We start from the raw sequence: 14,979 nt of genomic DNA, 5'->3' as shown, positions 1-14,979 counted from the left end.
AATGTTCTTTTTTGTTGTTGCCGTTTCATGCGACAGCTTTTATATTATATCAAAGCGTTTCATGTTTGTCAACAACTTTTTTAATTTATTTTTTGTTCTGCATTTGAAACATTTGTTTCTCGTGCATCAGCTTATTTATAATAACATTCCATTTTCTGGATGTCAAGCACTTTTTTCGACTTTTTTCACATTTTCTTGATCTGCTTTTTACATTCAAGCTCATGTGTATTGCCGATCCATGCTTTTAAGCTTTGAACAAAACGGAGAAAGAGGGATTCGAACCCTCGCGCCGCTATTAACGACCTACTCCCTTTCCAGGGGAGCCCCTTCGGCCAGCTTGGGTATTTCTCCAAAACGTCCGTTATCTAATATACACGATTCTTTCCTTTTTGTCCAGTACTTTTTTCTGATATTTCAAAATGGGCATCTGGCTCTGGAATACAGCAACTTTTGCTTTAGGAAGTCTCTTTCATTCTTCTTGTCAGGCAGTAAAAAGAATATTCTTTTTTTCAGTATATAATACTTTCAGAAAGTTTCTTCACGATTTCACAGAGAATAAGAAAGAATGTGCCTCGGCACATTCTCGCGCCGAGCGCGTTGCTGAGCGCCAGTGACGCTCGTTAAGCAACGACCGAAGCGGAGCGTAGACCGCTTGCGACATTCTTCATCTTCGTGCGAGTGCGCATCTCCGGCACGCAGTGCCTTTTATTTCATAGGAAGTTCCTTTGGAATTTCCTATGAAATAAAAAAGGCAGAACATTTTGTTCTGCCTTAACCGGAGAGGGTGGGATTCGAACCCACGCGCCCTTTCGGACAAACGGTTTTCAAGACCGCCTCGTTATGACCACTTCGATACCTCTCCGCATTTATTAAGTTGTTGCTGTGTATCAGCGACAAGATAGATAATACCATAGTGATATATCATTGTCAACACTTTTTTACAACTTTTTTAAATTTCTTTTTTTAATCAAACTTTCTGCCACTACCAGATCCTCTGGCGTTGTGATTTTCATATTCTCATAAGAGCCTTCAACCAGCTTTACGGCACAGTTCTCCATGCGCTCTACAACCATCGCATCATCTGTTATGCCTGTTTCATTTTCTTCATTTTCCATCAGTTGAAAATATGCGTGACGAATCAGCGCAGTCTCAAATACCTGCGGTGTCTGAATGCACCACACCAGTCTGCGTTCTGGTGTATTTATAGCGAAACCTTTTTCATCCACGATCTTAACCGTATCTTTTGACGGCATCCCAGCCACACATGCCCGGTATTTCTTCACTGCCTGATAAGTACGTTCTATGATTGGTTCATCCACAAACGGACGCGCACCATCATGGATAAAGACATAGCCTTCCGGCTCTATCTCCCGAAGTGCTTTATAGACAGACTCATAGCGTTCTTTTCCGCCGACTACAATCTTACTGACTTTTAAAATCCCATACGCTTCTACAATATTCTCCCTGCAGTAATCAATCTGACCTTCTCCTGTCACAAGCACAATCTCATCAATAACCGGTGATGCTTCAAATGCAGCAAGAGAATAGTACAGTACAGGCTTTCCACAGATTTCCAGATACTGCTTCTGTATTTTCGTTCCCATCCGGCTTCCTTTTCCTGCTGCCAGGACAATTGCTGTACATTTTTCTCCGTTCATACTATTCTCTCCTTTGCATCTGCATTTTACAGCTCTATCTCTCGCCAAGCTTCAGGTTCGGAACTGCATTCAGATCCCATCCATGTCTGGTTCCATTAATATATTCATAATAAGCTGCCACACCGATCATTGCTGCATTATCGGTACAGAAAATCGGTGACGGATAATAGAACTCAATTCCATTTTCCTCACATGCCTGCTTCATTGCTGCACGGAGACTGCTGTTTGACGCCACGCCTCCCGCAATTGCAAACTTATTAAGTCCATATTCTTTCACTGCATGCATGGCATTTCCTACCAGTACATCCGTAACTGCTTTCTGGAAAGACGCTGCAATATCCGCACGGTTGTATTCCATTCCCTTCATCTTGCAGCCGTTAATGTAATTTAAAACTGCCGACTTCACACCGCTGAAGCTGAAATCATATGGGGAATCCTCAATATGTGCGCGTGGAAATGGGATTGCATCCGGGTTCCCTTCTTTGGAAAGCTTATCAATCTTCGGTCCTCCCGGATATCCAAGGTCAATCGCTCTTGCCACCTTGTCAAATGCCTCTCCTGCCGCATCATCCCTGGTTCTTCCAAGGATCTCATAAGTCCCATAATCCTTGACACATACCAGATGTGTATGCCCTCCGGACACAACAAGACACAGGAACGGCGGTTCCAGTTCCAGATTCTCAATATAATTGGCAGAAATATGCCCTTCAATATGATGTACTCCGACGAGTGGTAACTTTTTCGCATATGCGATTGCTTTTGCCTCTGCCACACCGACAAGGAGCGCACCAACAAGCCCCGGTCCGTAGGTCACACCGATCGCATCGATATCATCCAGTGTCACACCTGCATTTTCCAGAGCCTCTTCTATTACCTGATTAATCTTTTCAATATGCTTTCTCGATGCGATTTCCGGAACCACACCACCATATAATTTATGCAGATCTATCTGTGATGAGATTACATTTGACAACACCTGTCGTCCGTTCTTTACAACGGCTGCTGCTGTTTCATCACAGGAACTTTCAATTGCCAGTATCAATATATCCTTTTTCTCTGTATCCATATTTTTCCTTCTCTCTACTGCTTTGTTTATTCCGGAAAATCCAGTTCTGTTGTCATACGGTCTTTTCCTGCGATCGCATGTGGAAAGATTGCCCGCACTTCATCCATATATTCTTCCGGATGGCGCAGGGACGGGCTGTAATGCGTAAGCCACATTTCTCCCACCTCTGCCTCTTTTGCCAGGTTTGCTGCCTCATAAAAGGTCATATGCTTATATTCTACTGCCTTTGCCGCTTTTTCTTTTTCTCCGTACATTCCTTCACAGATAAACAGATCTGACCCTTTTGCATTCTTCCGGATAGAATCCGTCGGTCTTGTATCTGTACAATAGGTAAGTTTAATTCCTCTTCGCGGTGGTCCAAGGACCATCTCCGGTGTCAGTATTCTTCCGTCAAGCTCTACTGTCTCACCTTTTTGAAGATGTTTCCAGTATTCCTTCGGAATTTTCTGTTCTGTTGCCCTCTGCACATCAAATTTGCCGGCACGGTCGATTTCAATCGTATAGCCGTAACAGATCACATTATGTTTTACACGAAATGCTTTCAGACGATATCCGTCCATCTCAAAAGTCTGTTCTGGCTCTGTAATTTCTTTATAGCGGATTTCAAATGGCAGTTCCGGTGCGATCACTCGAAGGGAACTCACTACTCTCTCCAGACCTTTCGGGCCAATCAGCGTAAGCGGTTCCTTTCTGTCTGCATTTCCCATTGTAAGAAGAAGTCCCGGAAGTCCGCTGATATGATCTCCATGGTAATGCGTGAAACAAATTACATCGATCGGTTTAAAACTCCATCCCTTCTCTTTTAACGCAATCTGTGTACCTTCGCCACAGTCAATCAGCAGCTGGCTACCGTTATATCTTGTCATAAGTGCGGTCAGCCATCGATAAGGAAGCGGCATCATTCCACCGCTTCCAAGCAAACATACATCTAACATTCTAACTCCTGTTCTTCATATACCGGAATCTGAAAAGATGCTATCCAGGTATCATAACATTCCTCACAGATATCAAATCGATGGATTTCTCCGTCTTTGTGCGAAAAATATCCCCATCTTTTTTCAACTGTAAGCATCTCTTCCTCCGGTATTCCATTTTTTATTGTGATTTCTTTTTTACATTTATTGCACACAATCTTTGTGACTGTATTTTTTTCTGTCTGAATTTTTTTATAATTACGCATCTTACTTCCTCCTGAGTATCTTTGCAAAAAAAGACTGCCGTTTCATTTTTCAGCTCTTTCTCTGTTCAGGTACATTATAACGTCACAGGCTGACGCCTTCCAGTGGGAAGCCTTGTATATTCTTGCGATTTCTTCCATTTTTTAAACCACGCGGCTCATCAGGATGGCATCTTCCGGATTTTTCCCTCCGTAATAGAATTTTCGCTCTCCATCGATCCCAAATTTGTTTTTTTCATAAAAAGCAATCGCTGCCTGATTACTCTTACGTACATCAAGAAGCATTCTTTTCAGTTGCTTTTCATGGCAGATCTGTTCCATAAATCCAAACAACATCTGTCCAATTCCTCTGCGCCTTTCAGATTCAGCAACCGCAATTCTTGCAATCTCGCATTCATCCAGAACATAATAACACAGAAAATATCCCAACAGGGTATCCCCTTCCATTGCTGTCGCACAAAAAGTATGCTTCTGTCTGACAGTTGATCTCACTTCATGATAACTCCACGGATCCGGAAATACGTCCGCTTCCATCTGCGCCACCTGTTCCATTCGTTCTCTGTCATTTTCTGTTATTAAAGTAATTTCTATGTTATCCCTATTACTCATGTGTGTTTTCTGCTTTCAGACGTTCTTCTCTTTCCCGTTCTGCCTGTGATACACGCAGATAATCCGGTTCGTGTTCCATTGCGGTTTCTGTTTTTCCTTCTTTATAATACTGAATCCCAAGCATGCCGACTGCTGCCGCTCTCTGCTGGTTCATATGTGCCGGTGCAAATGCAATATCCTGATCCGTCATCAATTCCTTCTCCAGCCTGTCTTTATGCACCGGTACACCGTCTCCAAGAAAGATCATCGGTTTTCCATAAGTACAAAGTTTTTTGGCAAGTTCATCGATTCCAACTGCCATCTGCGCTTCCAGAACCTGCAGTTTATCACCGTCCATCTGATAAATACCAGTATATACCTGATTTCTTCTCGCATCCATGATCGGACAAATGATCCTGTCTGTATAACACAGATTATAAGCAAGTCCATCTACTGTCGGAATGTGGATCAAAGGCTTCTTCAGTGCCAGCCCCAGTCCCTTTGCAGTTGCTGAACCAATTCTGAGTCCGGTAAATGATCCCGGCCCTCCTGCTACCGCAATCGCATCAATCGTATCCAGATTCATATCTGTCATCTTCACGATTTCATCCAACATCGGTAATAAGGTCTGTGAATGTGTCTTTTTGTAATTGATCGTATACTCTGCAATCGTTTTGGAAATTTCGTTTTCTTCTTCAACTACTGCGACAGTTGCAACAAGTCCCGAACTGTCTATTGCTAAAATGCGCATGTTATTCTCCTCTTTTCTCTACCGTGATCCGGCGGAAATCAAATCCCTGTTCCAGATCTTTTTCTATCGTGATCTCTGTCCGGTTCGCCGGAAGAATCTCATCGATCAGGTTCGCCCATTCGATCAGGCTTACACCTTCTCCATATACATAGTCTTCAAAACCAATCTCGTCCATCTCTTCAATGTCACCAATCCGATACACATCAAAATGATAGAACGGAAGTCTTCCGTCTTCATATACCTGGACGATCGTAAAGGTTGGACTGCTGATCGGTTCTTCAATCCCCAGTCCTTTTGCCAGTCCCTGGGTAAATACAGTCTTTCCGACGCCGAGATCTCCTACCAGTGTATAGACTTCTCCTGCTTTTGCCTGACTCCCGATCTTCTTACCGAGATCATATGTTTCTTTGGCACTTCTTGTTTCAATTATCATCTTCTGGTCTGCCTCCTAATTTGCACTGACGTGTCTGATATTGACTTTCTTGGCTGGCATATGTGTAGAAATCATCTGCACTGCTGCCGCATACTGCTCTCCCAGGGATTCTCTTGGAAAAATCAGTGCTCTTACCTTTGTTACATATAAAATTACCGACTGACCGGTTGAAACTGCCTTCCGGAAATCTCCCCATTCATTAAGCACACTTTGTTCATCCTGTGAAATGCGGATTCCTTCTTCGTTAAGTTCATAACTGATCGGTTTCTGGAACATCGGGGAGCGCATTACCTGTTCTGCCGCACGTGCTTTTAAATGAAGCGGGTTTCCGATCAGAAAAATTGCGGCAAACAAAAAGAAGGTTGCAGCTGTACTGTAGCTTCCAAACATACACTGTCTGATTCCCAGCACCAGTGTCACACCACCGAAAATCACACCAACGATTCCGCTAAGGCTTGTATAGGAAGTATAGAGCATAAAATCAAACATGGCTTTTTTTGTCATTTTTACTTCAAACTTTATATTCATTCATTTTCCTCCGTATCAGTTTAAGTCACACCGATTATATCATACCGAATCTTTGGAAACAAGTCGTTACTGCTCACTCCGGGTTTAGAAAAACCCTGTCTTGTTACTGTTCACAGTACCTGTGGCCAGCCCCCCTGTCTTTTCTTAACTTGTACTTGTATTTTATATACGCCTGCGCTATAATGGGTTCAAATGAACAAGGAAATTCTTCGGGGTAGGGTGACTTCTTATCGATATGGTATAAGCAGAATTCCCAACCGGCGGTTACAGTCCGCGACCTGTCAGATTTCTGACAGCTGATTTGGTGCAATTCCAAAACCGACAGTAAAGTCTGGATGAGAGAAGAAAAAGTGATTTTGCAAGTAATCCCCCGACGTATCACGCCGGGGATTTTTTTGCATAGGCTTTCGAAGATTTTCCTCCTCAATTCATCTGATTATGTCAAGAGAAAAGGAGAGAAAAAATGAGTACAGATGTAATGACAAACCAAAAAACAACAACGAAAGAAAAAAAACGTATCAGTACAAAGGTAATCGCACAGATTGGTGTGCTCGGAGCAATCGCTATGGTTCTGATGTTATTTGATATTCCACTTCCATTTGCACCAACCTTTTACAAAATTGATTTCAGTGAAGTTCCGGTCCTTGTCGGTGCATTTACCATGGGTCCTGTAGCCGGCGCTTTGATCGAACTGGTCAAAATCCTGTTGAACCTCCTCATCAGAGGTACATCAACAGCCGGTGTTGGAGATCTCGGAAACTTCCTGATCGGATGTGCAATGTGTATTCCGGCTTCCCTGATTTATCAGAAGTTACATTCTCGCAAGGGTGCGATCATCGGTATGGTAACGGGAACTGTTTTCATGACAATTGTCGGATGTTTTATCAATGCATACCTTCTGCTTCCGGCATACGCTGCTGCATTCCATATGCCGATCGACGCACTGGTTGCCATGGGAACTGCAGTCAACAGTCATATCAACAGTCTTCTGACTTTTGTTTTACTTTCTGTTGCACCATTTAATCTGTTGAAAGGTTTCCTGGTGTCACTGATTGTATTCCTGATCTACAAAAAGATCAGCCCGATTTTAAAAATGGGACGCGAATAGATTATAATTTTACAAAGCAGCAAAAGGGGTTCGTTATGAGCCTCTTTTTTTATGAAACCAAAAAAACAGAGAGAAGTCTGCCCATGCCGGCATTCTTCTCTCTGTTGAATTTCTTTTGATTATAAAGTATCGTTTCTTCTTACATATCCTGGTTTTTCCGGATCTGCAATCAGTTCCTTTGCATGGACAATCCTTGCACTCTTGTCCACTACCTGCGCTTCAATCCGCGCATCCGCTCCAATTACAACTCCCGGAAGGATAACACTGTCTTTGACAACTGCACCCTTCTTAATTACACATCCACGTCCGATTACCGAATTTTCAACAGTACCCTCGATCAGGCATCCATTGGAAATTACAGAACTCTTAACACTTGCTCCTTCATAATACTTTGTTGGGCATGAATCATTTGTTCTTGTGTAAATCGGCCAGTTCTTATCAAACAAAGTCACCGCATTCTTCATATCGATCAGTGATAAGTTTGCATTATAGTAGCTCTTGAAATCTGTGATAGATGCAAAGAATCCCCGATGTGACACTCCACGTACATCCAGTTCACTGCAGGCCATATTCACAATATCATTAAGCGTGAACATGGAAGAAATCTTTCTTCCCTTTTTAACCAGTTCCATAAACAGATCTTTGCGCATTACATAAGTATCCATGAAAATATTACGGTTTTTCGCGTTACCATGGTTCGGTTCTAATGAAAGAACACCTTTCTGCTTGTTCAGATTAAGTGTTGAACAGTTCAGATAGTATTCTTTTGCATTATCCACACTGTGATATAACAGGGTAATATCTGCACCGGATTCAATATGTGTCTTAAGTAATTCATCATAATTCTGTGTATAAATCATATAACTTGGTGCAATAACTACATATGGGTATTTTACAGCTTCAATGCACTCCATATTTTCTTCGTACGCAGCCAGGTCATTATTATATACACTCCATTCTGCATTTTCAAAGTTTGAATACAGAATATGAAGACGTCCACTCTTTGAATTGATATTGTAATGACGTCCTGTTCCAAGGTGTTCTGTAAGAGAACGCGGTTTTCTTCTTACATAAACCTGAATATGTTCGATTTCACTGTTGCTCATATTAGAGATTGGGAAATCGATAACTCTGTATCTTCCAAGGAATGAAACAGCACCAACCGGACGGTAATTCTGCATCTCTCCTACCCGGATATTGTTGCCGGCAAAACTTACGATTCCAAATGCCTGTGCCATATTACTCATCCCCCTTAACACGTTTTGATACTAACTCAATATGTTCACTGTCTGCTGATCCAACAACTGCATTTTTACCAATCTTTACGCCATCAGCCACAAGCGCTCTTGTTACAACTGCACCTTCTTCTACTTCAACGCCCGGCATCAGTACACTGTCAATAATCTGTGCACCTTCACCGACTCTTGCGCCTGTAAACAGTACGGAATTTTTGACTTTTCCATTGATCACACAACCCTGGTTGATAAATGCTCTTTCAATCTCTGCTGTCGGACCAACATACTGCGGAAGCACAGTTGTATCCTCTGTGTAAATCTTCCATGAATCATCATTCAGATCAAGTTCATTTTTATTGTTGATCAGATCCATATTTGCTTCCCACAGGGAATCAATTGTTCCGACATCTTTCCAGTATCCTTTGAACTTGTATGCGTAGAGCTTTCTTCCATCATTCAGCATAGTCGGAATGATATCTTTTCCGAAATCATGATTGGAATCCTGATTTTTCATATCTGCAAGGAGCATCTTTCTTAAAAGCTTCCAGTTGAATATGTAAATACCCATGGATGCCAGATTGCTCTTTGGATTCTCCGGTTTCTCTTCAAACTCTACAATTCTTCCCTCATCGTCCGTATTCATAATACCGAAACGGCTTGCTTCCTTCATTGGAACCTCAATGACCGCGATTGTTGCATCTGCTCCAGTCTCTTTATGATAATCAAGCATCTTATCATAATTCATCTTATAAATATGGTCACCGGAAAGAATCAGTACATATTCTGGTGCAAACATGTCCACAAAATCAATGTTCTGTGAAATTGCATCTGCTGTTCCTCTGTATACATCCAGGTCCGCATCCGCTTTTTCACGCGGTGGAAGTACATAGACTCCGCTGTTCTGGGCATCTAACCCCCATCTGCGGCCTGCCGCTACATAACTGTTAAGTAAAATAGACTCATACTGTGTCAGGACTCCTACATTATCAATTCCGCTGTTGGCACAGTTGCTGAGTGGAAAATCAATGATTCTGTATTTCCCACCATATGAAACCGCAGGTTTGGCTACTTTATTTGTAAGCTCGTGAAGACGACTTCCTCGTCCGCCTGCCAAGATCATAGCAAGCATATTATTCTGCTTCATAAGTGAATCCTCTCTTTCCTATTTGTCCTGTCTTATATTATACAATTTTTCTGTTAAATTTTCCACTTTTTTGTGCAAAAAATACATAAAAATTTATATTATCATTATGATGTATTCGAGGATTGTGGGAATTGCCTAGCAATAGAGCAATCCGGTTACATCAGTGAGTGGCAAAATTTACTTTCGACACTCACATCATTATTATACTATATATGCTTTAAAACCCGAATTTATGTCTATTTTCTTTCCAGATTTTCCCCATTGCATATTCATACGTCTTATCAAAGACAATAAGTATAAATTGTCCGAGTACAACAGACATAAGCATTATTCCTTTTGCAGCCTTTTTTTCAGATAACATACTCCAGAAATATATTAACCCCGGAATATAAAGTACATTAAATACCAGATATTTCATAAACCAGAAAAAGCTACGGCTTCTGATCCATCCGGAAGCTCTTCCAAGAAAATGCCATATTGTTTCTATAATTAGAATATAAAATCCCATAAATGCATAGGAAACCACATATAATTTATTCGGAGACAGAAAGATTCCCAGCAAAATTCCTGCCAGCAAAAAGCCTGCCCCGCTTTTCAATCCAAATTCCTGAATTACAATCCCGACAAAGAAGGATGCCGCCGCCAGTAAAAAAAGGGTATTCGTTTCGATCACACTGCCAAGCGCAATCCCCACTTCTGTCAGTGCAAGCATAACACCTGCAAATGCAATCTTTTTTGCATTTAGATGCATGGACACAGATCCCCTCCCATACATTCACATAATGAATCTGCGATCCACAGATCACAGCACATATTTCCAGTTCCACACGGAGAGGAATTACGATTGCCATATCCCTGACCAAACGGATTACTATTATATCTCTGTGCTCCCCAGTTCAGCTGGTTCATCAGCTCTCTGTACTGCGGGTTATTCGGCTCCATATTCACTGCCTGCGCAGCATAATCCCTTGCCAGCACATTGTTGCCGACGCCGGCGTTGGCCATGGAACTTGCATAATACCACTGTGCTGTCCGGTCATTCATACGGTTCAACACATTGATCGCGTCCTGATATCTGCGGTTATTGATAAAATTGAATGCCGCCTGCATCTCCGGATTCATATTATTGTACTGCTGGTATCTGCCATTTCCATAAGATTGATTACCATAGGAATTATTACCATAAGAATAGTTCCCTGAACCCGCGCCGTATCCGTAATTATACCCTCCATTCGTCCGCTCTTTCATAATTTCATCATAAGCTTCCTGTACTTCTTTGAACTTTTCTTCAGCAAGATCCCGAAGCGGATTATCCACATTGGCATCCGGATGATATTTCCGGCTCAGTTCTCTGTACGCCTTTTTTATCTCCTCTTCCGATGCATTTGGCGATACGCCAAGCACCTCATAAGGATTCTTTGTCATCTTCCTTTTCCTCGCTTTTCTTTTCTTGTATCTTTCTGTAATGTTTCCATACGCCATCATACAGGATATTCCGCAGGATATCCACGTCCAGTACACATGGCAGAATTTCAAAATTTCTTGCGCATTCGCCGATCATCATGCACAGAATGTCTCTGCATCTTTCTTCATATCCGGCTTCTTCATGCATCTTTTTTAATGGATTATAAGTCCCTTTTTCCAGATCCTTATCCAGATCTTCGTAAGCATCCATAATGTAAATATATTTGCCCAGATAGAAACCGATCCCTCGAAGCTGCTGTTCCCAGCAGTCTTCTTTATATACCATCATCTCTTCCATCAGCCGGCCAAAGCAGCCTGCCGGATAGTCAACTTCCTGTATACCCTGAATTTCATATTCCGAAAGCTTTGCCATTTCTTCTCTGATCACCCGACTCTGCCTTGGATATTTCCGAATTGCTTTTTTTACTTTTCGCTTCAAAGCCATACTCCCGAAAAGCCCTGCTACTTTCTTCTCATCCTTCCAGTCATCTTCCAGATGATAATACGCCATGATCAGATTCATATCAGCCGCATACTCTGTGATTTCATTTTCCAGCATTGGCTGTGGCTTTAACGGATGCGTCTTACAGCGATGTCTTTCCGCCTTTGTTTCACTTTCATATAAAGAAGTAAGTAAAATGATCACAAATGTCATATCATAGGCAAGCGTAAGCTGTCCTGCGCTGCCATACTGTCTCTTCAGCGACTGGCAAAGGCCACAGTAATACGCTTTATATTTATGATAATCTTTTACTTTTAATTCCGGCTCATTCGCCGTCACATATCCGAACATGTATTACTGAATTCCTCTCATTGTAAGCTGGATCCGCTTCTTCTGCAAATCAACGCTCATTACCTTTACATCTACAATATCTCCTACGCTGACTGCTTCCAGTGGATGCTTGATAAAACGGTCCGTGATCTGGGAAATGTGCACCAATCCGTCCTGATGCACTCCAATATCGACAAATACACCAAAGTCAATGACATTTCGCACGGTTCCTTTCAGAATCATCCCTTCCTTCAGATCCTTCATATCAAGGACATCCGTTCTGAGAATTGGTTTCGGCATCTCATCTCGCGGATCACGCGCCGGTTTTTCCAGCTCTTTGACAATATCCCGAAGGGTAATCTCTCCTACTCCAAGTTCCTCAGCGAGCTTTTTGTAATCTTTGATGGTAAGAGACAGACCTGCAAGCTTGCCGCCTGCAATATCTTCCGGCTCGAAGCCCTGCTTTTCAAGAAGCTTTCCTGCCGCCTCGTAAGACTCCGGATGTACACTGGTTCCGTCAAGTGGATTGGTTCCGCCCTGGATTCTCATAAACCCGGCACACTGCTCAAATGCTTTTGGTCCAAGTTTTGGTACTTTGAGAAGTTCTTTTCTATTCTCAAATTTTCCATTTTCTTCCCTGTAGGCAACAATATTTTTCGCAAGGGTTCCGGAAATACCGGAAATATAAGAAAGCAGCGGAGCCGATGCAGTATTTAAGTCCACACCGACTTTATTTACACAATCTTCTACCACACCGCCAAGTGCTTCTCCCAATTTTTTCTGGTTCATATCATGCTGATACTGCCCGACACCGATCGACTGCGGATTGATCTTTACCAGTTCGGCAAGCGGATCCTGAAGACGTCTTGCGATGGATGTCGCGCTTCTCTGCCCGACATCGAATTTTGGAAATTCTTCTGTAGCAAGTTTACTTGCTGAGTACACAGATGCTCCCGCTTCATTTACGATCACATACTGCACTTTTTCCGGAATCTCTTTTAACAGTTCTACAATAAACTGTTCTGATTCTCTGGATGCTGTTCCATTTCCCAGGGAAATCAAAGAGATGTGATACTTTGGAATAATCTTTTTCAGCAGATCTTTTGCCGCCTGGATCTTCTTCGGAGTCGTAGGCGCTGTCGGATAAATTACAGTCGTGCCGATTACTTTTCCGGTCGAATCTACCACAGCAAGCTTGCATCCGGTACGGAATGCAGGATCCCATCCAAGCACAACCTGTCCGACAATCGGCGGCTGCATCAGAAGCTGCTCCAGATTCTTTCCAAACACAAGGATCGCACCATCTTCTGCTTTTTCCGTCAGTTCGTTTCTGAGTTCGCGCTCGATTGCCGGTGCAATCAGCCTCTGATAGCTGTCGGCCACAACCTCTTTCAAAACCGGTGTTGTGTATGGATTATCCTTGCGGATCACTTTCTTTTCCAGATAACGGAGAATTTCCTCTTCCGGTGCTTCAATCTTAACACTCAGGAATTTTTCTTTTTCTCCACGGTTGAGTGCCAGTACACGGTGTCCGGCTACTTTGCTGACCGCTTCTGTAAAATCATAATACATCTCGTATACAGATTCTGCTTTTTCATCTTTTGCAGCAGAAACCAACGTACCCTTTTTGAAAGTCAGATCGCGGATCCTCTTTCTGTAATCTGCCTCATCTGAAATATTTTCTGCAAGAATATCTTTCGCACCGTCAATCGCTTCCTGTACGTTTTTCACGCCCTTTTCTTCAGAAACATATTTTTCTGCCTCTTTTTCCAGGGGCTCCTTACTATTCTGAAGAGAAATCAGAACCGCCAGAGGTTCCAGACCTTTTTCTTTTGCAATTGTCGCACGGGTCCGGCGCTTTGGTCTGTACGGACGGTAAAGATCGTCCACCAGAACCTGCGTCTCTGCTGCCAGGATCTGTGCTTTCAGCTCAGATGTTAACTTGCCCTGCTCTTCAATACTTGCAAGAACCTGTTCTTTTTTCTCTTCCAGATTCCGCAGATAGGTTAGTCGTTCATATAATTTACGAAGCTGTTCATCATCCAGTGTGCCGTGTGCTTCTTTTCTGTAACGCGCAATAAACGGAATGGTGTTTCCTTCATCAATCAGCTTTACAGCCGCATCTACCTGCCACTTTTTTACGCCCAGTTCTTCTGTTATTTTCTGGTTAATATCCATTGATATCCAATCCTCTCTTTTTGTTCGCTATGGATTTAATGATACCATGTCATCTCTTATTTTTCAATTCCCGTTAAAATTACAGAGTTCGCTCGGTTTTCTTGTCTTTTTCTATTAAATATGCTATACTATAGCTAATCTGACTGAAAAGTTTTAAGAAAGGATTAACCAAATGTCAAGCGATATTGAAAAAGAGCCTCTGTCCAGACAACAGAAAAAATCAAAAGAAACCAAAGCACGTATCTTTCATGCAGCCAAGACAATTCTGCAGAAGCAGGGATATGATCAGCTTTCCATAAAAAATATCTGTGATGAAGCAGGCGTTTCCAACGGCAGTTTCTATCACCATTTCAAAACCAAAGATGATCTTCTGTCTTATTACATCGAAGAACAGCCAAGCATCAATCCGGATCTTCTGGATACGCCGGAAGATGCAGATGAGGCAAAGATCGGTATCATCCACGTCTATCTGAATTATGCACAGTACTGCCGGGAGCTGGGTGTGGAATTCATGTCCAACTACTACACACCACGCAACCAGGCACTGAACCCGACGATCCGCACCGAGCGACCGTACCCGATCCTTACCGTAGAGAATTATCTTCGCAAAGCGATCGATGCCGGCATCATTGCGCCAAAGATTTCCCTGGATGAAATCTGCACTGATATCCGTATGCTGGTTATCGGAAATGTATTTGAATGGTGTCTGCATAACGGAGAGACGGATTTTGAAGGTAATATCCGCCGTTCGATCGGGCATTATCTGGATGGTATTTTCTGATTTTCAAGGAATTTGCAACAGAACAGAAACCATTTGTTTATAAAATATCTTCGACACATCGTGCCTTTCATTTAACAGAGTGCACCTGTAAAAGTT

The 14,979-nt window shown here is 42.4% G+C and carries 16 protein-coding genes, 2 tRNA genes and 1 riboswitch; of the genes, 2 read left to right on the top strand and 16 right to left on the bottom strand.

The annotated features are described in order from the left end of the window. Window positions 1-261 precede the first annotated feature (261 nt). From G4407_RS14400 to G4407_RS14355, 10 genes are all read right to left on the bottom strand, one after another. Window positions 262-351, bottom strand: a tRNA-Ser gene (locus tag G4407_RS14400). Between the two features lie 425 nt (window positions 352-776). Beyond that, window positions 777-862 (bottom strand) — tRNA-Ser (locus tag G4407_RS14395). Between the two features lie 76 nt (window positions 863-938). Then, the gene (gene ispD, locus G4407_RS14390; protein WP_173689444.1) at window positions 939-1,658 is read right to left on the bottom strand and encodes a 2-C-methyl-D-erythritol 4-phosphate cytidylyltransferase; all 720 of its coding nucleotides are present in this window, start codon (window positions 1,656-1,658) and stop codon (window positions 939-941) included. A 34-nt stretch (window positions 1,659-1,692) separates the two neighbouring features. Then, entirely contained in the window at window positions 1,693-2,724 is a 1,032-nt protein-coding gene (gene tsaD, locus G4407_RS14385) for a tRNA (adenosine(37)-N6)-threonylcarbamoyltransferase complex transferase subunit TsaD (protein WP_173689443.1), read from the bottom strand. Between the two features lie 26 nt (window positions 2,725-2,750). After that, entirely contained in the window at window positions 2,751-3,659 is a 909-nt protein-coding gene (locus G4407_RS14380; RefSeq protein WP_173689442.1) for a ribonuclease Z, read from the bottom strand. Next, entirely contained in the window at window positions 3,653-3,904 is a 252-nt protein-coding gene (locus tag G4407_RS14375; RefSeq protein ID WP_173689441.1) for a hypothetical protein, read from the bottom strand. The genes G4407_RS14380 and G4407_RS14375 overlap by 7 nt, the downstream gene beginning before the upstream one ends. A gap of 141 nt (window positions 3,905-4,045) precedes the next feature. Beyond that, a complete protein-coding gene (rimI, locus tag G4407_RS14370) occupies window positions 4,046-4,510 on the bottom strand; it encodes a ribosomal protein S18-alanine N-acetyltransferase (RefSeq protein WP_173689440.1) in 465 nt (154 codons plus the stop codon). Continuing rightward, entirely contained in the window at window positions 4,503-5,240 is a 738-nt protein-coding gene (tsaB, locus tag G4407_RS14365) for a tRNA (adenosine(37)-N6)-threonylcarbamoyltransferase complex dimerization subunit type 1 TsaB (RefSeq protein WP_173689439.1), read from the bottom strand. Before tsaB ends, rimI begins: the two co-directional genes overlap by 8 nt. A gap of 1 nt (window position 5,241) precedes the next feature. Continuing rightward, entirely contained in the window at window positions 5,242-5,673 is a 432-nt protein-coding gene (gene tsaE, locus G4407_RS14360) for a tRNA (adenosine(37)-N6)-threonylcarbamoyltransferase complex ATPase subunit type 1 TsaE (protein ID WP_173689438.1), read from the bottom strand. A 15-nt stretch (window positions 5,674-5,688) separates the two neighbouring features. Beyond that, window positions 5,689-6,201, bottom strand: a complete 513-nt coding sequence (locus G4407_RS14355; RefSeq protein WP_243259167.1) for a YcxB family protein — start codon at window positions 6,199-6,201, stop codon at window positions 5,689-5,691. A gap of 201 nt (window positions 6,202-6,402) precedes the next feature. Next, a riboswitch (FMN riboswitch) is annotated at window positions 6,403-6,552 on the top strand. Window positions 6,553-6,664: 112 nt separating this feature from the next. On the opposite strand from G4407_RS14355, the gene G4407_RS14350 reads away from it, so the two are divergent. Continuing rightward, window positions 6,665-7,309 (top strand): ECF transporter S component, encoded by a 645-nt coding sequence (locus G4407_RS14350; RefSeq protein WP_173689437.1) that lies wholly within the window; start codon window positions 6,665-6,667, stop codon window positions 7,307-7,309. Window positions 7,310-7,428: 119 nt separating this feature from the next. Here G4407_RS14350 and glgD read toward each other — a convergent pair whose 3' ends face one another. From glgD to G4407_RS14320, 6 genes are all read right to left on the bottom strand, one after another. Continuing rightward, window positions 7,429-8,547: a glucose-1-phosphate adenylyltransferase subunit GlgD gene (gene glgD, locus G4407_RS14345; protein WP_173689436.1), complete on the bottom strand. Its 1,119-nt coding sequence runs from the start codon at window positions 8,545-8,547 to the stop codon at window positions 7,429-7,431. Between the two features lies 1 nt (window position 8,548). After that, window positions 8,549-9,688 carry a glucose-1-phosphate adenylyltransferase gene (locus G4407_RS14340; protein WP_173689435.1) on the bottom strand — a complete coding sequence of 380 codons (1,140 nt, stop codon included), beginning with the start codon at window positions 9,686-9,688 and terminating at the stop codon, window positions 8,549-8,551. A gap of 217 nt (window positions 9,689-9,905) precedes the next feature. Continuing rightward, entirely contained in the window at window positions 9,906-10,439 is a 534-nt protein-coding gene (locus G4407_RS14335; RefSeq protein ID WP_173689434.1) for a hypothetical protein, read from the bottom strand. Further along, window positions 10,430-11,113 carry a DnaJ domain-containing protein gene (locus G4407_RS14330; RefSeq protein WP_173689433.1) on the bottom strand — a complete coding sequence of 228 codons (684 nt, stop codon included), beginning with the start codon at window positions 11,111-11,113 and terminating at the stop codon, window positions 10,430-10,432. The genes G4407_RS14335 and G4407_RS14330 overlap by 10 nt, the downstream gene beginning before the upstream one ends. Then, window positions 11,094-11,945, bottom strand: coding sequence for a DUF5685 family protein (locus G4407_RS14325; RefSeq protein ID WP_173689432.1), 852 nt, complete (start codon window positions 11,943-11,945; stop codon window positions 11,094-11,096). The genes G4407_RS14330 and G4407_RS14325 overlap by 20 nt, the downstream gene beginning before the upstream one ends. Window positions 11,946-11,948: 3 nt before the next feature. After that, window positions 11,949-14,102, bottom strand: coding sequence for a Tex family protein (locus G4407_RS14320; protein ID WP_173689431.1), 2,154 nt, complete (start codon window positions 14,100-14,102; stop codon window positions 11,949-11,951). A gap of 172 nt (window positions 14,103-14,274) precedes the next feature. On the opposite strand from G4407_RS14320, the gene G4407_RS14315 reads away from it, so the two are divergent. Continuing rightward, a complete protein-coding gene (locus G4407_RS14315; RefSeq protein ID WP_022220003.1) occupies window positions 14,275-14,883 on the top strand; it encodes a TetR/AcrR family transcriptional regulator in 609 nt (202 codons plus the stop codon). The last annotated feature ends 96 nt before the right edge of the window (window positions 14,884-14,979 follow it).

Source organism: Allocoprococcus comes, assembly GCF_013300725.1.
GTDB classification, from domain to species: Bacteria; Bacillota; Clostridia; order Lachnospirales; family Lachnospiraceae; genus Allocoprococcus; species Allocoprococcus comes_A.
Note: the sequence above shows the minus strand (reverse complement) of the source record. Positions and strands in the feature narration are given on the sequence as shown.